The organism is Botrimarina mediterranea, from assembly GCF_007753265.1.
In the GTDB taxonomy this organism is placed as follows: Bacteria; Planctomycetota; Planctomycetia; order Pirellulales; family Lacipirellulaceae; genus Botrimarina; species Botrimarina mediterranea.
Genome location: NZ_CP036349.1, coordinates 1,859,184 through 1,878,161 on the forward strand (window position 1 = coordinate 1,859,184; position 18,978 = coordinate 1,878,161).

15 protein-coding genes are annotated in these 18,978 nt (G+C 65.2%); 9 read left to right on the plus strand and 6 right to left on the minus strand.

Annotated elements, in window-relative coordinates; translation table 11 throughout:
- Positions 1-3: 3 nt before the first annotated feature.
- Positions 4-1,233 (plus strand): bifunctional glutamate N-acetyltransferase/amino-acid acetyltransferase ArgJ, encoded by a 1,230-nt coding sequence (argJ, locus tag Spa11_RS07420; protein WP_145110126.1) that lies wholly within the window; start codon positions 4-6, stop codon positions 1,231-1,233.
- A gap of 560 nt (positions 1,234-1,793) precedes the next feature.
- A complete protein-coding gene (locus Spa11_RS07425) occupies positions 1,794-4,385 on the plus strand; it encodes a M1 family aminopeptidase (RefSeq protein WP_145110129.1) in 2,592 nt (863 codons plus the stop codon).
- 161 nt (positions 4,386-4,546) lie between these two features.
- Here the strand turns inward: Spa11_RS07425 and Spa11_RS07430 are convergent, their stop codons facing one another.
- Positions 4,547-5,287, minus strand: coding sequence for a BPL-N domain-containing protein (locus tag Spa11_RS07430; RefSeq protein WP_145110132.1), 741 nt, complete (start codon positions 5,285-5,287; stop codon positions 4,547-4,549).
- Between the two features lie 437 nt (positions 5,288-5,724).
- Entirely contained in the window at positions 5,725-6,231 is a 507-nt protein-coding gene (locus Spa11_RS07435; RefSeq protein WP_145110135.1) for a hypothetical protein, read from the minus strand.
- A 152-nt stretch (positions 6,232-6,383) separates the two neighbouring features.
- On the opposite strand from Spa11_RS07435, the gene sthA reads away from it, so the two are divergent.
- From sthA to Spa11_RS07460, 5 genes are all read left to right on the plus strand, one after another.
- Positions 6,384-7,829, plus strand: a complete 1,446-nt coding sequence (gene sthA / locus Spa11_RS07440) for a Si-specific NAD(P)(+) transhydrogenase (protein ID WP_145110138.1) — start codon at positions 6,384-6,386, stop codon at positions 7,827-7,829.
- Between the two features lie 285 nt (positions 7,830-8,114).
- A complete protein-coding gene (locus Spa11_RS07445; RefSeq protein ID WP_145110141.1) occupies positions 8,115-8,915 on the plus strand; it encodes a DUF4114 domain-containing protein in 801 nt (266 codons plus the stop codon).
- 36 nt (positions 8,916-8,951) lie between these two features.
- Positions 8,952-9,377, plus strand: a complete 426-nt coding sequence (locus tag Spa11_RS07450; protein ID WP_145110144.1) for a TadE family protein — start codon at positions 8,952-8,954, stop codon at positions 9,375-9,377.
- A gap of 55 nt (positions 9,378-9,432) precedes the next feature.
- Positions 9,433-10,620: a vWA domain-containing protein gene (locus Spa11_RS07455; protein ID WP_145110146.1), complete on the plus strand. Its 1,188-nt coding sequence runs from the start codon at positions 9,433-9,435 to the stop codon at positions 10,618-10,620.
- 48 nt (positions 10,621-10,668) lie between these two features.
- A complete protein-coding gene (locus Spa11_RS07460; RefSeq protein WP_145110149.1) occupies positions 10,669-11,109 on the plus strand; it encodes a TadE/TadG family type IV pilus assembly protein in 441 nt (146 codons plus the stop codon).
- Positions 11,110-11,213: 104 nt separating this feature from the next.
- On the opposite strand, the gene acpS is transcribed toward Spa11_RS07460, so the two are convergent.
- Together acpS and Spa11_RS07470 are read right to left on the minus strand one after the other, a co-directional pair.
- Entirely contained in the window at positions 11,214-11,594 is a 381-nt protein-coding gene (gene acpS / locus Spa11_RS07465; protein WP_145110152.1) for a holo-ACP synthase, read from the minus strand.
- Between the two features lie 147 nt (positions 11,595-11,741).
- Positions 11,742-12,986, minus strand: a complete 1,245-nt coding sequence (locus Spa11_RS07470; protein WP_197529811.1) for a trans-sulfuration enzyme family protein — start codon at positions 12,984-12,986, stop codon at positions 11,742-11,744.
- 367 nt (positions 12,987-13,353) lie between these two features.
- Here Spa11_RS07470 and Spa11_RS07475 point away from each other — a divergent pair, with 367 nt between their 5' ends.
- Positions 13,354-14,097, plus strand: coding sequence for a DUF2306 domain-containing protein (locus Spa11_RS07475; protein ID WP_145110155.1), 744 nt, complete (start codon positions 13,354-13,356; stop codon positions 14,095-14,097).
- On the opposite strand, the gene Spa11_RS22850 is transcribed toward Spa11_RS07475, so the two are convergent.
- A complete protein-coding gene (locus Spa11_RS22850; protein ID WP_197529812.1) occupies positions 13,982-14,698 on the minus strand; it encodes a DUF1559 family PulG-like putative transporter in 717 nt (238 codons plus the stop codon). The two genes, Spa11_RS07475 and Spa11_RS22850, sit on opposite strands and share 116 nt — an antisense overlap.
- Before the next feature lie 367 nt (positions 14,699-15,065).
- Between Spa11_RS22850 and Spa11_RS07485 the strand changes: the two genes are divergently transcribed.
- Positions 15,066-18,035 carry a secretin N-terminal domain-containing protein gene (locus Spa11_RS07485; protein ID WP_145110158.1) on the plus strand — a complete coding sequence of 990 codons (2,970 nt, stop codon included), beginning with the start codon at positions 15,066-15,068 and terminating at the stop codon, positions 18,033-18,035.
- Between the two features lie 143 nt (positions 18,036-18,178).
- Here Spa11_RS07485 and Spa11_RS07490 read toward each other — a convergent pair whose 3' ends face one another.
- On the minus strand, positions 18,179-18,967 hold the full coding sequence (locus Spa11_RS07490) for an EF-hand domain-containing protein (RefSeq protein ID WP_145110161.1): 789 nt from the start codon (positions 18,965-18,967) through the stop codon (positions 18,179-18,181).
- Positions 18,968-18,978 lie beyond the last annotated feature (11 nt).

Consider the following 18,978-nt stretch of genomic DNA (forward strand, 5'->3'; position numbering starts at 1 on the left):
CGAATGTCGGAAAATCAGCACCAGTTGCCGAAGGGCTACTCGGTTGGCGGCGTCTACAGCGGCGTGAAGAGTGACGCCTCGAAGCTCGACCTGTCGCTGGTCGTCAGCGACCGGCCCGCGACGGGCGTCGGCGTCTTCACGCAGAACCTCGTCAAAGCCGCGCCGGTTCAGCTCGACCGTGAGCGGACCCCTAGCGACCACATCCGCGCGGTCATCACCAATTCGGGCTGCGCCAACGCCTGCACGGGCAAACGCGGCCGACAGGACGCCGAGCGCGTGACGGCAATCGTCGCCGAGAACCTCAGCGGCGCCGAGGCGGCTGGCTCTTCCTCAATTGGTCCCGAACAAGTCCTGATGATGTCCACGGGCGTCATCGGCGAGCACTTGCCGATCGATAAGCTCACGGCCGGCGTGCCGAAGGTCATCGCCGACCTCGGCGCCGACGAGGCCGCCATCGAACGCGCCGCGCGGGCCATCATGACCACCGACACGGTCACCAAGGTCCGCTCACGCACCGTCGAGATCGGCGGCCGCACAATTACCGTCACCGGCATCGGCAAGGGCGCCGCGATGATCGGCCCGAACATGGCGACGATGCTCGCCGTGGTGATGACCGACGCGCCGGTGCTCCCCGCCGACGCGCAGTCCGCCCTTTCGGACGCGGTCGTCGAGAGCTTCAACTGCATCAGCGTCGACGGGCACATGAGCACCAACGACACGGTGCTGCTGCTCGCCAACGGCGCCGCGGGTGGCGAGCCGTTCGCCGGGCGTGACCTGTCGTTGTTCAACGCGACGCTGCTGGAGGTGTGCGAAGACTTGGCGATCGCGATCCCCGCCGACGGCGAGGGCGCTACGCACCTGATCACCGTCGAAGTCCACGGCTGTGCGACGCGCGACGACGCGATCCGTATCGGCAAGACGATCGCCGACAGCCCGCTGGTGAAGACCGCCATCGCCGGCGCCGACCCCAACTGGGGCCGCATCGTTTCGGCAGCCGGCTACGCGGGCATTCCGTTCGACCCTGAAGAGGTAACGCTCCTCATCAACGGGCTGCTGGTCTACGAGAAGGGCGCGCCGGTCGAGTTCGATGAGAAAGAAGTCTCCGACAGCATCGCGGGCAGCCGCGACACGCTGCTGCTCTTGATCCTCGGCGAAGGCACGGCGACCGCGCGCTTCTGGACGACCGACCTAACGGCGGAGTACGTGCGTTTGAACGCCGACTATCGGACCTAGTTGAATTGCGGATTGGGGATTTCGGATTGCGGATTGATGCGGCGGCGTGGTTTTACCCATTGCGCGATCTTGGGAGCCCTAAGCGCCAACGCCGGGAGTGCGCCGGGTACCCGCGCCTCTCACGTAAACGAAAGTGAGCCGGTTTTGGGGTGTGGACGCCCCCGCAGATGGGCCCGGGGCGGGCGACCCCACAGCATCGATTTTAAGGGCCCTAGGAGGCCCATGCCGGGCCGTTTGATGTGTCGGTTGGTCCAACTGTAGGGTTGGGCTTCGGACGCGTTAAATTGGCTCTCAGAGCGTCTGGCGTGGGACGCCTTTTTCCGGGGTTTTTGACGGCTTTTCGCTGGCTTTTGGCCAGTGGGGTCGAACGCGCAGGTCCTGGGTTTGGCTGGTCTTTGAAGGGCAATCGATCGGCAGGTTAGAACGATCGCTACGGTCCGCACAGCGGACCCTACCAAGCACTGTTCGCACCGATTCTGCGGGCTGAAACGTTGGCGACCGTGGACTACACTTTCCAGTCCAACCACAGGCACGCTTTCATCACTGACGAGGCCCCATCGATGCGATCGGTCGTAACTCGCTGCGCTCTAGTTGTCGCTTTGGTGTTGGCGGCGTCGTACGGTTTCGCCGAGCATGTCTGTCGTTACTGCCAGGCCGACGCCGCGGCGGAGGCCGCCAAGCATGGCCCGCACTACGCGCCGGACCGTGTGGTCGATGTGAAGCACATCGAGATCGACGTGACGCCCGACTTCGCGGCGAAGACGATCCACGCCACGACGACGCTCGAGTTCGCCCCGATCGCTAAGCCAGCGCGGCTGGTGACGCTCAACGCCGTGGGCCTGCGCGTCGAGAAGATCGACGCCAGCCGCAAGCTCGCCGAGCACTCTTCGACGGGCGAACACCTCAAGCTGCTCTTCGAAGAGCCGATCCCCGTCGGCGAGACGGTGAAGGTCGCCATCACTTACACGGCCGAACCGAAGAAGGGGCTCTACTTCCGCACCGAGGACATGGGCTACCCCAAGGGTGAGGATCATATCTGGACGCAGGGCGAAACGCACGAAGCGCCGCACTGGTTCCCCTGCTTCGATTACCCGAACGAGCGTTCGACAACCGAGGTCATCTGCCGTGTGCCGGAAGAGATGACGGCGCTCTCGAACGGGAAGCTCATCGACGAGACCGTTGATGAAGCGACCGGCCTCAAGGCCGTCCACTGGCGCCAAGGGAAGCCGCACGTGAATTACCTCGTCTGCTTGTGCGCGGGGCACTTCGCGAAGCTCGAGAAGGAAGCGTCGGGCGTGCGGTTGGGCTTCTACACGCAGCCGAGCTTCATCGACGAGGCGCCGAACTCGTTCCAGGACACGGCCGCGATCCTCGAGTTCTTCCAGGAGGAGATCGGCGTCCCGTACCCGTGGGACAAGTACGACCAGGTCACTATCCTGGACTACAACTGGGGCGGCATGGAAAACACCACGCTCACCACCCTCACGCACGAGACGGTCTACTCCGACGCCACCGAGAACGTCCGCTCTTCGCAGGGGCTCGACGCCCACGAGTTCGCCCACCAGTGGTTCGGCGACTACGTCACTTGTAAAGATTGGAGCCACATCTGGCTCAACGAGGGCTTCGCCACCTACTACACGCACCTCTACGCCGGCCACAAGGACGGCCGCGACGCGCTGCTCTATGGTCTGTGGCGTGACGCGACCGGTTCGGTGCTGCCGGCGATCATCAAGAACGGCGACACGAAGCCGATCGTCTACCGCAACTACGCCGAGGCGTTCGACCAGTTCGACTACCGCGCGTACCCCAAGGGGAGCTGGGTGCTGCACATGCTCCGCAGCCGGCTGGGCGAGGACCTGTATCGCGAAGCGATCAAGAAGTACCTCGAGCGCCACGCGTTGTCGAGCGTCGTGACGGACGACCTGCGGCAGGCGCTCGAAGAGGTGTCGGGCCAGCCGCTCGACGCGTTCTTCGACCAGTGGGTCTACCACGGCGGCGCGCCGAAGCTCGAGGTGTCGCACGATTGGAAGCCCGAGGAGAAGCTCCTCCGCGTCACGGTTAAGCAAGGCGAGCCGATCGAGGGGAAGACGATGCTGTTCACGTTCCCTGTAATGCTCCGCGCCCACGTCGGCGACGAAGTCGTCGATCACGAGGTCGAGATCACCAAGACCGAGCAAGACTTTTACTTTAAGCTCGACGCACAGCCCGACGTCGTCCGCTTCGACCCGCAGTTCACCGTGCTGGCGGAGGTGAAGCACGAGAAGTCGGAAGAGATGCTCGAGAAGCAGCTCCAGCTCGCCGACGACATGATCGGCCGGCTTCTCGCCGCCGAGGCCCTCGGCGAGAAGGACAGCAAGGCGGCGACCAAGGCGCTCGCCGCGGCGCTGGGCGAGGACAAGTTCTACGGCGTCCGGATCGCGGCGAGCAAAGCCCTGGGAGAGCAGGGGACCGACGACGCGCTCGACGCGTTGCTCGCCGGTCGCGAGCAGTCCGACGCGCGCATCCGGCTGCAAGTGGTCGAGGACATCGGCAAGTTCTTCGATACGAAGGCGTACGAAGTATTGAATGCCGTTGTGGCGAACGAGAAGAACCCCGACATCGTCGCCGCGGCGCTCAGCGGCCTCGCCAAGTACCCCGAAGCGGCGGCCGGCGAGGCGATCGCCAAGGCGCTCGATAGCGAATCCTTCCAGAACCAACTCGCCATTGCCGCGGCGCGGGCGCTCGGCAAGCGGCGCGACCCGGCGCTGGCGGAGTCGCTCGTGAAGGCGCTCCGCGACCGTCGATTTGAGTTGCCGGGGCGTCGCTACGGCGAGGTGCTGGTTGGCGTCGGTCGAGTGGGGCGTGAACTTGAGGACAAGACGATCGTACGCGAGTTCCTTGCGGAGCTGCTCCAGGACCCCGTGATCGCGGTGCGACTCGGCGCGATCGAAGGGCTGGGCGAACTCGGCGACAAGCGCGCGAAGCCGCTGCTGGGCGACCTCGCCGCCACCTCGGGCAAAGAAGCGACCACCGCCAAGAAAGCGCTCCAGCGCCTCAACGCCGCGCCGAGCGATCCGCCCGAAGCGGTCGAGGACCTGCGCGAGCAACTCGACAAGTTGCGTGACGAGCAGAAGGAGTTGAAGAAGCAGGTCGAGCAGCTGCAGGCGACGTGACGCGCCACAGACTCGCGCCCCCGCGAATGACGGCGAGCCGGCGACGTTAGTCGTCGGTGGGAAGCGGGTACCCGGCGCGCACCGACGACTAACGTCGCCGGCTCGCCGTCAATCGTGTTGGTGGATCGCTCGTAATGCCGCCCGACTCTAGCGCGGTCGGTTCAATCTTTAGCCGCCACCCACCGCACCGCGGCTTCGATCATGTGGTTCGGCCCGCCCGTCTTCTCGGGGTGCGGGCTGATGCAGAGGACGCGGCCTTTGCCGAACGGCGCCGCGGCGATCGCCGTGGTGCCCGCCATGACGCCGGACGGGGCGTCTTTCTTGGCGATCTCCGTTTCGTACACCGCCAGCGGGGTGTAGGGCGGCAGCTCGGGGTCGATCGCCGGCGCGAGCAACGGGCCCTGGCCGTAGTAGACCTCGACGCGCTCGGACGGCTCGTTGAGGACCTTGCGGCCCTCGGTCGAGAGCGACAGCGTCACGGCGCCCGTGCCGCGGGCCCAGTGCTTGCGGTCGATGACGCGGGTGTTGATCAGCCGCAGCGACCAGGGGTATTCGGCCGACGCCAAATACGAGCCCGCGCAGATGCCGACGTAGCCGCCCCCTTCGCGCACGAACCGCCGCACCTCTTCGCCGCCGACTTCTTCGAGGTGCTTCGCCTGACTGCTGCCCGAGCCGCCGGGGAAGATCACGACGTCGGCGTCGCGGATGGCGCCGTCGCGGATCGCTTCGCCGCTGACGCGCGTCACTTCAAATCCCTTCTCCTGCGTGAGGAGCTTCGCCAGCGTCGTCGGGCCCTTGGACTCACCGGTACGGTCGTAGATCGCGACCCGCAGAACGTCATCAGCAATCGCGGCGCTGAGCAGCGAGACGCAAAGACAGAGGACGAGAGCGAACTGACGCATGGCGGCGACCCGTGGGGTTGGCGGACCTGACGGCTCACAATGTAACGCCAGTGAGCAAAATGCGAGTTCTACTTTCTAAGCAGAGGAATCTCGCAAAGGCGAGCCGGGAGCGTGAGCGACCGGAGTTGGACCCGGTTCCCCGCTTTTCTCCGGTCGCTTGCGAGCATTTTGCATCCATCGTCGTAAGTGGAAGAACCGGATGCTAAGGCGTGCCGGCTGATCTTATGGGCTAGCGCTTATTAGCCGCGGGGCCTTAGCCCCCGGTTCTTTGCCTACCGATTGGCATAACCTCTTGATCGCCAAAGCCTTCGATAAAGACCTGCAAAATGCTCGGCAGCGACCGGAGTCCGCCCTGCGTCCCCGCTTCACTCCGGTCGCTCACGCTCCCGGCTCGCCTTTGTTCTCGATGCGTCGTCGTTCGTGGCGTTACTGGATGCTCATGGTTTCTCTTTCGCCTTGAGGATCTTGCCGAACAGCACGCCGCCGTGCTCTTTGCTGGACCAGTGGCCGGCGTAGTGGCCTTCGTGGAAGAGCACCCTTGCCGAGTAGGTTCCTGCGCCGGGAAAGAAGAGGTTGTCGATCACCACAACGGGTGTCGGGTGCGGGCCGTTGGCGCCGACCCACTCGACCGGGACCATGAGGGGCAGCTTGAGGTCTTTGTCGCCGTAGCGGATGCGGGTCTGCATCTGCCACTGGCCGTTGGGGAGCTTGTGGACGTCGCCAAGCTCGTAGCGTTCGACGTGCAGCTGCGGCGGTTCGTCCGGGTTCGCTTCTCCGAGCGTGAAGCTGCCGACGAGCGTCGCGCCGGCCATCGCTTTGGCGAAGGCGTTCTCGGCCTCGTTGAGTTCCACTGGTTCGGCTTCTTGCGCGCGTGCGGGCGCCATGGCGGTTGCTAACGCCACGCTGCTGGCGACGACGAAGAGGATTCTGGAGTATGGAGACATGAGTTGTCCTTGCTGCGGGGGACGCGACCTGCCAACGCCTCGCTGATTGTACCCGCCGAGCGGGCGGGAGGCGGCGACCCGCGTTCTCAGCGGGCCGGGATAGTGGTAGGCTGAGCATCCCCCGATCGGCCCCGCCTCCCCGCCCCGCCGCCATGAAGCACTACGACGTCATCTGTATCGGCACCGGCCCCGCGGGCCAGAAGGGCGCCATCCAGGCCGCCAAGCTCGGCCGCACCGTCGCGGTGATCGAGAAGAATCCCGTTGTCGGCGGGGCCCAGGTCAACACGGGGACGATCCCCAGCAAAGCCCTCCGTGAGGCGGTGATCACGCTCACCGGCGCCGACAAGCGGAACATGCTCGGCTCGTCGTACCGCCCGAAGAAGGACGTGACGATCGCCGACCTTGTCGGATTCTCGCAGCAGATCATCCGCCACGAGTGGGAGCTGATCGGCAGCCAGTTCGAGCGCAACCACGTCGACCTCATCTGGGGTAAGGCGAAGTTCGTCGGCCCCAACGAGATAGTCGTCGCCGGCAAGGACGGCCCCGAGCATTACACCGCCGACAAGTTTCTCGTGTCGGTCGGCACGCGCCCGGCTCGACCGGAGCACATCCCTTTCAATGAGCAGACCATCGTCACTAGCGACGAGTTGCTGCACCTCGACCACATCCCGCGGACGATGATCGTCGTCGGCGGCGGCGTCATTGGCAGCGAGTACGCCTGCATCATGGCGACGCTCGGCGTGCGGGTGACGCTCGTCGAAGGCCGGCACCAGGTGCTGGGCTTTCTCGATCAAGAGATCGCCGGCGCCTTCCAGTACTTCATGCGTCAGAAGGGCATCACGCTGCGGCTGGGCGAGAAGGTCGAGTCGATTAACGAAGTCGACGCCGAGAACGCCGAGGTTGGCAACTCGTTCGGCGGCCGCGACCGCCGGCCCGATCGCTTGGTCGAGGCGAAGCTCGAATCGGGCAAGAAGCTCCGCGCCGAGGTGCTGCTCTACTCGGTCGGTCGGCAGGGCGTCTGCGGCGAGCTCGGGCTCGACGCGGTGGGCATCGAGTTCGACGACCGCGAACGCCTGAACGTCAACGAGAGCTATCAGACCAACGTGCCGCACGTTTACGCCGCGGGCGACGTGATCGGCTTCCCGGCTTTAGCGTCGACCAGCATGGAGCAGGGCCGCCGCGCCATCTGCCACGCGCTGGGCGTCTGCGACGTGCGGAACTACAACACCGAGCTGTTCCCCTACGGCATCTACGCCGTGCCGGAGATCTCGATGGTCGGCAAGACCGAAGAGCAGCTCACCGACGAGGGGATCCCTTACGAGACGGGGATCGCCCACTACCGCGAGATCGCCCGCGCGAAGCTGCTCGGCGACGAGTTGGGCATGATGAAGATGCTCATCCACCAAGAGACGCACCACATCCTCGGCGTCCACATCATCGGCGCCGAGGCCACCGAGTTGGTCCATATCGGCCAGGCGGTGATGGCTCTCGGCGGGACGGCCGAGTTCTTCATCGACAACGTGTTCAACTTCCCGACGCTCGCCGAGTGCTACAAAGTGGCGGCGTACAACGGGCTGAATAAGTTGAATCACGTGTGAGAATGGAGGGGCTGAGGGGCTAGGGGCTAGGGACGAGAGATTGGCGACGCTTCGCATCGACTTGTTTTTCCCTCGTCCCGAGCCCCTCGTCCCTCCCCCCACCTCTTGTGGAATTCTCGCTTCTCGGAAAATTTTCCGGCGCGCCCTCAAGGCGTGACCTAGCCTTTCAATGACGCGAAGGACCAGACCGGGTCGCTTCCGTCCGCCTAGTCTCGCATTCTTCTCGGTTCTGGTTGGGTTTGCTGGGGAGCGCCCTGCCACCTCTCTCCTTCAGGAGTCGGCGAAATGTCCGCCCCAAGATCGCTGCGCGCCGCGGCTGCGGCGTCTCTCACACTGTGTTGGCTTGTAGGCCCGACGACGGTCGAGGCCGACTGGGGCGGCGGGGGCGGCGACTGCACCGGCTGCGTCTGCGAAGGGGACGCCGACCAGAAGGACGTCCAATCCAGCTTCCGCGTCTTCGGCATGAACATCGCCGGGCTGGTTCAAGAGAGCGGAAGCGATCAGCGAGCGTGCGAGTTCAACCAAGAAATCCTCCCCGGCGCCAACGCGCTGGTCGAAGCGAACCTGAAGGAAGGCGTGCAATTCCTCGCCGTCGGCGTCACCCGGCTCGACGAGGACGCCCTCTACCTGCTGCGCGACTCGGACCGTCCGGTCCGTGTTTACTTCATCAATGAAGGCGCGGGCTACCGCAATACGCTCGGGTACTCGACTTCACTGGCGGGTTCGACCTCGCCCGGCTCCCGCCACATCATCTTTCCGGATGTTTCTAACGGCAACATCGGCGGTCCGGTCATCCTTCAGAATGGCGACTGGGTTGAGCTCGGTGACTTCCAGGCCGGCACGCAGTTCGAGTTCTTCATCGTCCGCGACGCCGTCAACGGAGGCCGCCACGTCTTCACGAACAAGGATCACCTCAACCCCGATGGGATTCAGCACCTCGCGGCGTGGCTGTTGGGCGACCGCTATGTGTTGCTCGGCTTTGAGGACCTCTTGAACGGCGGCGATCTCGACTACAACGACGTCGTCTGCGTGGTGGATCTCAGCCCCGACCTCGGCCCCGGCCCGCAAGGCCTCTTGCCTCGTTAGTTGTCGTGTCCATCCGTTCCCCGGGAGGAACCAGCCATGACGCGACCACGCTTCCGACGCCGTTCGAACCGCTCCCGCGACTCGCGCCGCTGGGGGATCGAAGTCGCCGAGCTGGCCATCTCGCTGCCCGTGCTGACGATCATCACCTTCGGTACGCTCGAGACCTGCCAGCTGCTTTTCACTAAGCAATCGCTTGCCGTGGCGGCGTACGAGGCGGGTCGCGTCGCGGCCCGCCCCGACGGGACGACCGAGTCGACGCTGAACCGCTTCAACCAGATCGCGACCGCGCGTCGGTTGCAGGGCGCCAACTTCACGATGACGCCGGCGGACCTTAACGGAGTGGCGGTTGGAGAATCGATCCGCATCGACGTCACCGCCCCCGTGTCGTCGAACAACAGCACCCACCTTGTCCTTTTCAACATCCCCGACATCGTCGAGTCGGTGGTCGTCATCCGTGAATGACGACCGCCGGCGCCCCGTTGCCGCCGTCTCTCACGCGTCGCCGAAGGCTTTCGCTATGAACCTCTTCTGTCACTCTGCCCGACGCGCGCCCGCGGCCCGTGTCGCGTCCAAGGATCGTCGTGGCGCCACCCTGGTGCTGATCGCCGTGATGTCGTCGGCGCTGGTGTCGCTGGGCGTGCTGGTGATCAACTGGTCGTACATCGAGCTCACCAACACCCAGCTCCGCAGCGCCACGGACGCCGCCGCCAAGGCCGCCGTCGTCGCGCTTAGCCAGACGCAGCAACAAGACGACGCCCGCGACGCCGCCCGCGCCATCGCCGCTCAGTACCGTATCGGCGGCCAGCAGCTCACTCTCTCCGACGGCGACATCGAGTTCGGCAACGGCGTGCCCGACGGCTCCGGCGGTTACGACTTCGTCGCCGGCCAGTTGCCGCTCAATTGCGCCCGCGTCGTCGGCCAGTGCGGCGGCAATTCGGCGACGGCCGCGGTGCCGGTGCTCTTCGCTCACCTCTTACCCGAGGACTCCTTCAATCTCGAGAAGGACGCCGTCGCAGGACGCTACGACCACGACGTCTGTGTCGTGGTGGACCGCTCGGGTTCGATGGCCTGGGACCTGACGGGCGTCGATTTCAGCTACCCGGATGAGTACCAAGACGACTCGACCGTCCAGAACTACTTCCGCCCGCCGCACCCAACCGGCAGCCGCTGGGCGAAGCTCATCGACGCGCTGGAAGTCTTTCGGCAGGTCGTCGATCGCCGGGACCTGAACGCCCGGATCGGGCTGGTCTCTTACTCGAGCAATTACACGTTCGGGCTATTCCATTCGGCGACCGTGACGACCGACCAGACCATGAGCCCAGATACCTATCGCTTCGTCGACGCCGCGCGGGCGATCAGCCTGAATCCGATCATCGGCGATACGAATATCGGCGCCGGCATCGACCGCGGGGTCTCGGTCATCACCGATCCGGCCTTTAGCCGCATGACCGCCAACCGCACGATCGTCCTGCTCAGCGACGGCCGCCGCACTGAGGGCGCCGACCCGATCGGACGCGCGCAGCTCGCGGCTGGGCAACGCATCACGGTGCATGCGGTGTCGTTCGGCGACGGCGCCGATCAGAACGTCATGCAACAGATCGCCGCTATCACCGGCGGCAATCACTACCACGCCAACTCGGGCGCCGAACTCGAAGAGGCTTTCGAACAGATCGCCGAAGAACTCCCCGCGGTCCTAATCCAATAGTCGCCAGCCCCCATAACCGCCCCGTGCCAGTACCCGTCAGGCGCCAAGATGTTCCCCCTTAAGCTCCCCGCGACACGGACTCGCCGCCGCCACGCCTCGCTCTTGCGGCGCGGCGTGGTGGCGGTCGAGTTCGCGTTCTGCGCTTCGATCGTCTTCTTCTTTTTCCTGACAATGATCGAGGTCGCCCGCTTCCATATTGTGCGGCACTCGCTCGACCAGGCCGTCTACGCCGGCGCCCGCGTCGGCATTGTCCCCGGCGCCACCGCGGCCGACGTCAACCAGTCCGTCACCGAGCGTTTGGCGATGGCGGGCGTCGTCGGCGCGACGATCACCGTGACGCCACCGGTGATCAATACATCCACGCAGGCCGTCACCGTCCACGTCGCGGCGCCGTACAACGAAAACAGTTGGACGCTTCCGAAGTTCTTCTCCGGCGTCGATGTCGTCGCGGAGATGACGCTGGACCACGAGAATGTGGCGTTCAATTAGGGAGGGGCTAGGGAATGACGAATGACGAATGACGAACCTGTCGGATGGAGCTAGACCCCTCCGACAGGTTCGTCATTCGTGCTTCGTCATTCTTTCCTAGCCCCTCATCCCTCCGCGACAGCATACGCCGTCGCGTACGCTCGGCAGTGGCTGATCGAGACATGGATGCGTTCGATCCCCGAACGCTCCAGCACGTCGCGGGCGCCCCCGTACAGCCGTACTTGCGGGACGCCCGCGGCGCTGTTTCGGACCTCGACGTCACGCCACGAGATGCCCCGCACCCAGCCCGTTCCCAAGGCTTTTAGCACGGCTTCTTTCGCCGCCCACCGCCCCGCGTAGTGCTGCGTCGCCGCCTTGCGGCTCGCGCAGTACTCGATCTCGTGCTCGGTATAGACGCGGCAGATAAACAGCTCCCCATGCCGCTCGATCATCCGAGCGATTCGCAGCACTTCAACGATGTCGGTGCCGACGCCGAGAGTGGACATGGGAGGAGAAGCAATTGCAGACGGCAGTGGGCAGGAAGATGTTCGATGAGCGAGCGGAGCGAGCCGTCTTTATCCCCCTCCCTTCTAGGGAGGGGGGCTTTAGTCGCCCACGTTTATTCTAGCCTCTAGCCTCTAGCCTCTAGCCTCTCAAGCCCGCAGAGCTTGCTCCAAATCCGCGATCAAGTCCGCCGAGTCCTCGATGCCGCACGCCAGGCGGATCATGTTGTCGGGGATGCCGAATGCTTTGCGTTCTTCGGGCGTCCGTTGGTAGTAGCTCATCACCAGCGGCTGCTCGATCAGCGACTCGACGCCGCCGAGGCTGGGGGCGATGCGGCAAAGCTTTGAGCGGTCGACCACGTCGGCCGTCGCCCGCCAGTCGGCGTCCTTCACGAGGAACGTCACGAGGCCGCCAAAGCCGCGCATGTACTTCTTCGCCTGGGCGTGGTCGCGGTGCGATTCTAGGCCCGGGTAGTAGACCTTCTCGACGCGCGGGTGTTCTTCGAGGAACCGCGCTACGGCGAGGCCGTTCTCGTTGTGCCGCTGCATCCGCAGCTCGAACGTCTTCAGGCCACGCTGCAGCAGGTACATTGCGTGCGGCTGGTTGATGGCGCCCATGATGCCGCGCAGCTCGCGCACTTGGGCGAGTTGGTCTTCCGAGCCCGCGACCGAACCCGCTAACAGGTCGTTGTGCCCGCCCAGATACTTCGTGCAGCTGTGCAGCACGTAATCGACGCCCGCTTCGATCGGCCGCAGGTTGTACGGCGTGGCGAGCGTCGCGTCGATCAGCGTCTCGACGCCATTCTTGCGGCCGATCTCGGCGAACTTCTCGAGATCGATGCAGCTCTGGTGCGGATTGGTGGGCGACTCGCTGATGAGCATCCGCGTCGACGGCGTGATCGCCGCTTGGACCGCGTCGTAATCGCCTGTCTTGACGGTGATGGTCTCGACGCCGAACCGCGACAGGTGTTCGCGGCAGAACTGCCGGCTGCGGTGGTAACACTCGTCGGTGAAGACGACATTGTCCCCCTGGCCGAGCTTCGCCATCAGCACGCCCACCAGCGCCGCCATGCCGCTGGAGAACAACACCGCGCTCTCGGCGCCCTCGAGCGCGGCGAGCTTCTTCTCGACGACCTTCTCGCCCGGATTGCCGTAGCGGCCGTACTCTTCGCGGGCGTGGCCTTGCTCGATGAAGTCGATGACCGACTGCGTGTCGGTGAACGTGTAGGTCGAGGTGCAGTAGATGGCGTCGGTGACCGCGTCTCCCCCCTTCTGCCGAGCCTCGCCCGCATGAACGGCGAGCGTCCCCGTACCAACTCCAGCCGCTTGCGGCTTAGCGGCAGGTTCTGCTTTCGAGCGATCCTTGGAATCCATCACAGCGTCGAGCGAGGCCATTGTCGCGTCGTCCTACAAGCGATCCGGCCGCCGCGGCCTCTCCACGGTCGTGGAGAGCGCACAAAAAAACCGCCAACGGCCATCAGGAGCCGGGCGGATGCAATGCGTGAAAAACTAAAGATCGCCGCCACCTGTGGCCATGAAAGGCGACAGGCGGTCTTGCGATGGCTCTTTAGCAGTCACACGGCTGCAAGCGGCCACAAATCCCGAATTACCTCCGACGGTAACAGGCGCCGGGCCGAGAGGCAAGCGGTGGGGGAGGGCGGCGGCGGGGATTTCCGGCCTGGGGGCGGGGTTCTAGCGGCTAAGGTGACTCGGCGGGCAGGGCAGTGAACCCGGTAACCTTGCGTGTATGCTGACGAGCGAGATGACGGAGCCCATCAACCCCTCAGCCCTCCGCCGCCGCCTGCTCCTCACCCTGCGGGTGCTTATCGTTCTCGTGGTTGGCAAGACGATCGCCGCGACGCTGGCGAACTGGCCGTCGTACTTCCCGCCCGACTTCCGTTCGGATTTCTTGTTGGGGCGTGAGGGCTACTTCTTCAACGGTTACCACGCGGCCTTCTACGCCCACATCATCGCCGGTCCGCTGACGCTCGGGCTCGGCCTCGTGCTGCTCAGCGAGGGCATCCGTCAGCGCTGGCCCCTGTGGCACCGCCAACTGGGGAAGTTGCAAGGCCTGCTCGTGCTCTTCGTCGTTGCGCCGAGCGGCCTGTGGATGGCATTCTATGCCGCAACGGGCCCCGTCGCGGGCGCTGGATTGGCGCTGCTCGCCGTCATGACCGCGGTGGCGACGGCTCTCGGTTGGCGGTCGGCCGTCCAACGCAAGTTTGCCAAGCACCGCCGCTGGATGCAGCGCAGCTACGTGCTGCTCTGCTCGGCGATCGTGATCCGAATGATTGGCGGCGCCGCCCAAGTCGCCGGCGTCGAAGGGACGTATCCGTACGCCGTGTGGATCAGCTGGCTCGCGCCGCTCGCAGCGCTGGAGCTGTGGCGAATCAGTCTTCTTCGGATTTATCCCCGCCGGCAATCTTCAGCATCCCGCGCAGCACCTCGGGATCAACATCGCGGTGAATTGAGGACGCGTGGCCGTCTGCAAACGTCGCTAGATTGACGTTGGGATGAGCGCCCTTGGTCTCCTTGCCGAACGGCAGTCCATCGGCCTCTTCAAAATCGTAAGGCGACATCCAGTGGACGGCGCGCTTCTGATCGACTTCGATAATGAGAATTGTTTTCGCTGCGCCGTCGTCGAAATCGTCAAGCGAACGCGGCTTCTCACCCGCAAACGCCCGGTTATCGCCAACTAAAGCTAGATACGTCGTGAATCCGGGTTCTGTGTCTGACGCGAGACAATCGTAGCAAGAAATTGACGTGTCTCTTGCCTTCGCATTCGCCGGGTCGTCCCAAGGTTTGGTGAGATCGATCGACTCAGCTAGTTGTGTTTCTTCCATGTAGGGAAGAATGAGCGTCCGCCAACTGTGCAGTCGTTTGCCTTCGCTATCGACCGTATAAGCGGGCGGGAAATGGCCATGTACGTCGTGGTAGTTGCGCAGAGCCAAGCTGATCTGCTTGAGATTGTTCTGGCACAGGTTATGCCGAGCCGCTTCTCGGGCGCCGCCTCTATAGAAAGGGCTTAGGAAAATAATCAACAAGAAGATGATGGCAACGACGACTAACCCCTCAACGATCGTCAGCGCGTTTCGGTTGCGAAGCATGGCTATCTCTCCAACGGGGACCCCGGTGAACGCATCGTAAACGGAAACGGCGGCGGGGTCGCTGGGAGTGTGAGCGGTAGCGGGTGGAAAGCGGTCGGGTGATTCCTCCGGGAGCTGACGCTCCCGGCTCGCAGGCGGGCCAAACGTGCTCCACCCCAAACCAGCTCCGTGCGAGCCGGGAAGCGTCAGCTCCCGGAGCGCCCCGCCAAACCGCTCCCTACAACCGCGCAACTCCGCCCCATCCATCCCCAAAAAATCCCCCAAATCCGCGGCGCCCGCCCTCTGTGGCGGGGTTTTATCCCAAGGGGGGCCGTCTGCGCGGACGCGACCCCGCTTTGCCCCACGACTAGGATGGTGGGCGATTAGGATGAAGGATCGTCCCCCGCTTGGATTCCTGACGCCCGACGACATGCCCCTCCGCCGCCAACTGCTGACCCGCCTCGCCACGGCCCTCCTGGTCGCGGTTTTTGCTGTTCCTGCCCTGGGGGCCGAGTCGGAGATCGTCGGCCTGCTGGCGGTGGCCCTTGAGCCCGCCGTCGCCAAGGACCTGGGCTTGTCCGACGACCAACTCGGCAAGCTCCAGGCGCTCGCCGACGAGCGCGAGATGAAGGGGATGACCCAGGCGATGAAGGTCGCCAACCTGCCGCGCGACGAGCAGGTCGCCCAGCTCGCCGACTTTCGGGCGGAGAGCGAGCGGATGGCGTTCGAGGTTCTGACGGCGGAGCAGACAGCGAAGCTGCGCGACGTGGCCCGCGGTCGGGACGACGCGGCTCTCGAGCCGGTTGAGAAAGAATCCACCGCGGAGGACGCGGAGGTAAGGGACACCGTGATTACGGCGCCATCGTCCGATCCGAGCAAAGAGGAAAGCGCAGAGGAAAGCGAACAGGACGAAGTTGCCGAGGAGGAATCCGCGGCTCGCCCGCTTAGCGGCGAAACGCCAGCCGTTGCCACTACGATCCCCAACGACGGCAAGCTCTCGTTCAACTTCAAGCAGCAACCCTGGGCCGACGTCATCCGTTGGTTCGCCGACCAAGCGGGCCTGTCGTTGATCGTCGATCAGACGCCTCCGGGGACGCTTACCTATCGCGACGACCGCCGCTACACGCCCGCCGAGGCGCTCGACGTGCTCAATGGCGTGTTGCTCACCAAGGGTTACACGCTCGTCCGCAAAGACCGCATGCTGCTGGTGATCGACCTCGAACAAGACGTGATCCCGCCGAACGTCGTCACCGACGTGCCGCTCGAGCAGCTCGACGAGCGTGGCGAGTACGAGCTGGTGCGGGTGCTGGTGGAGCTTGGCGATGTCGACGCCACGACGGCGGCCGACTCGCTGCTGCGGCTAGTGGGTCCGCAGGGGGCGGTGGTCGTGCTCCCCGAAGCCAAAATGCTGCAGATCACCGAAGCCGCCGGGCGGATCCGCACGATGATTGCGGTCATCGACGCCATGAAGCGCGCCGCGACGCCCGTAATGAACGCCGAGGCCGAACTGCGTTCCTATCCGCTGGGCGGCGCCGACGGTGCGACGGCCCTGGCGATCCTGCAGACGCTGCTCGAAGGGACCGGTTCCGCACGTTTGGCGGTCGATCAGCAGACCGGCAGCCTGATCGCCCTGGCCACGCCGTCCGAGCACCTGGCGATCCAGCAGACGCTCGAGAAGCTCCAGACCGATGGCCGACGTGTCGACGTGATCCCCGTCAAGAAGGTGAACCCGACGACCGCCGCGGCGCTCGTGAATCGGCTCTTCAACCCGACCGTTGGGGACGCGAAGACACGCGACCCCAACGCCCCCGTCATCGAGGCCGACCGCTACTCCGACGCGCTGTTGGTGCGCGGCACGGCCGACCAGGTGCGGCAGGTCCGCGAACTGGTGAGCCAGCTCGACGAGTCGGACACGTCCGCCGAAACCACCGCGCGCGGCCCGGTGCGGACGCTGCCGATCTCCGGCCCCGAGTTGCAGCGAGCCCTCGAGCAGATCGAGACCCTCTGGCCGACGTACCGCGAAAACCCGCTACGGGTCACCAACCCGGGGCAGGGCATCCCCAGCTTCCGCCCCGGCGCCGAAGTCGAGCGCGAGCTCGAGCAGGGCGATGACCCGCTCGACATGCTCTACGGCGAACCCGCTTCGCAAGAGCAGCCGCCGCGCCGATCGACCAAGCCAAACAGCCGGACGACCTCGGCGCCGACGACGGGCTCGCCATTTCGCTTCGCGGCCCAGCCAGGAGAGGTTGCCGAAGAGACCGACGGCGCCGAGCCGATCTACATCTCGCCGGGCGTCGGCTCGACGGTGATCGCCAGCCGCGACGCCGAGGCGCTCGACGCGCTCGAGGACCTGCTCGCCTCGGTGCTCGACATGCAGACCACCGGCGGCAAGGAGTACGCGGTCTACTACCTCAAGTTTTCCGAAGCGACGACCGCCGCGGCGCTGCTCACGACCATCTTCGGCGGCGACAGCGGCGGCGGTGGCGGCAGCCTGATGGGCGACCTCGCCGGCGCCGCGATGGGTGGCGGAGCGGGCGGCGACCTCGTCGGCGACCTGCTAGGCATGGGGGGCGGCGCGACCGACAGCGTCGGCTTCAGTTCCGTCTCGGTTGATATCGTCCCCGACGTGCGCCTCAACGCCCTGTACGTCTATGCGACGCCGCAGGACCTGCAAACCGTCAATCGATTGCTCCGCGTCATCGACCAGCCGCGTGGCCCGGACCGCATCGAGTCCGTTGGCGTGCCGCGGCTCATCAAGCTCTACAACACCGAAGTCTCCGACGTCGCGACGGTGGTGAGGCAAGTCTTCGAGGACCGTATCGGCTCGTCCGCCGGCGGCGGCGGGCAACCCAGCCCGCAAGAGCTGCTCCGCGCCCTGCAGGGCGGCGAGAAGGGCGCCAATGACCAAGAGCCCGAGAAGATGTCGATCGGCATCGACGAGCGCAGCAACTCGCTGGTGGTCCGTTCGAGCGAGCCGCTCTTCGAAGAGGTAAAGACGCTCGTCGAACAACTCGACCGCGCCGGCGTCGAGCGCCCGGTCTCGACGCGCGTCGTGTCGCTCCGCAACACGGGGAGCGAGGCCCTCAAAGAGACGCTCGTCTCGCTGCTGGGCGACAAAGCGGTCGTCAGCGGCGAAACGCCGGCGGCCCAGAATGATCAATCCCGTCGAGAGTCGGGCCGCGGCGAGAGCAACAACAACAACGACGACGCCGATCGCCAACGCCGCGAGATGCAGCAACGCATCGAGCGATTCCGCGACTTCCAACGCACGATCGAACGCATGCGCGGCGGCGGAGGAGGTGGCCGCGGAGGCCGTGGCGGTGGTGGCCCGCCGGGCGGCGGTCGAGGTGGCCGCTAACGCACTCCACTCGCCCCTCCACTAACGTCTGAGCCGTGGGCGGTAGCCCTCGGTGGGAACCCGCGTACCCGCTGCCCACCGAGGGCTACCGCCCACGGCTAAGACATTACTCACGTGGGGGTCAGCGCGGTACGGGGTTTGACCTAGCGCCCCGACTCCAACGCTTCCGTCGCGGTGATGATCCCGTCACCATCCGCATCCTTCGACGTGAAGTCACGCACGGTCGAGCTGTTCCACGAACGGCTCCACTCGTGCATGGCGACCTGCCCGTCGCCGTCGCGGTCACGCTGGCTGAACCAGCTCGGCAGGCCTTCCGCTGGCAGCTTTTCACTGGGCGTGGCGATGCGGTAGGACCTCATGGTCAGGGGCGCGCCAGTCGGTGATTTGGGCGCCCCACGGCTGAAATCGACGAGCTCATTGAGGTCGACTTTCCCGTCGTTGTTCTTGTCGTACTTGGCGATCTTGGACCGATCCAATTCTTCGTCGGAGATAACACTGTCGCGATTGGTGTCGTACCGCCTCATGGCCGCGTCGGCCCATTGACGATCTCGATCGCTCGAATCGGCTGTTGGCCGTGCGGCTTCATTGGGCTTCGAGGACCCAAATCCCCGACCTTCGGTCGCCGCCTTCGGCTTGCCAAACCCCATCGACTCGTTCGCCGGCGAGAGGCTTCGCGGTGGCGCGACAACCGTCGGCGCCCTCTCGTCCTCGTCGTCGCGATCCTCACGGCGGTCACGGCCACGGCGCCAATCTCGGCCTCTCTCGCGGCGATCTTCGCGATCGCCGTCCTCCGAACGTCCCCAGCGGCCGCGGCGTTCACGGTCGCCCGAGTCCTCCTGCCCGTAACCGACGGCCGGGACCGCTAGCATCAGGGCCGCGACGAGGCCAATCAGCAGGCGGGCGAACGATTCGTTGTGACGATCGGCGAGCATCGGACGGTTTA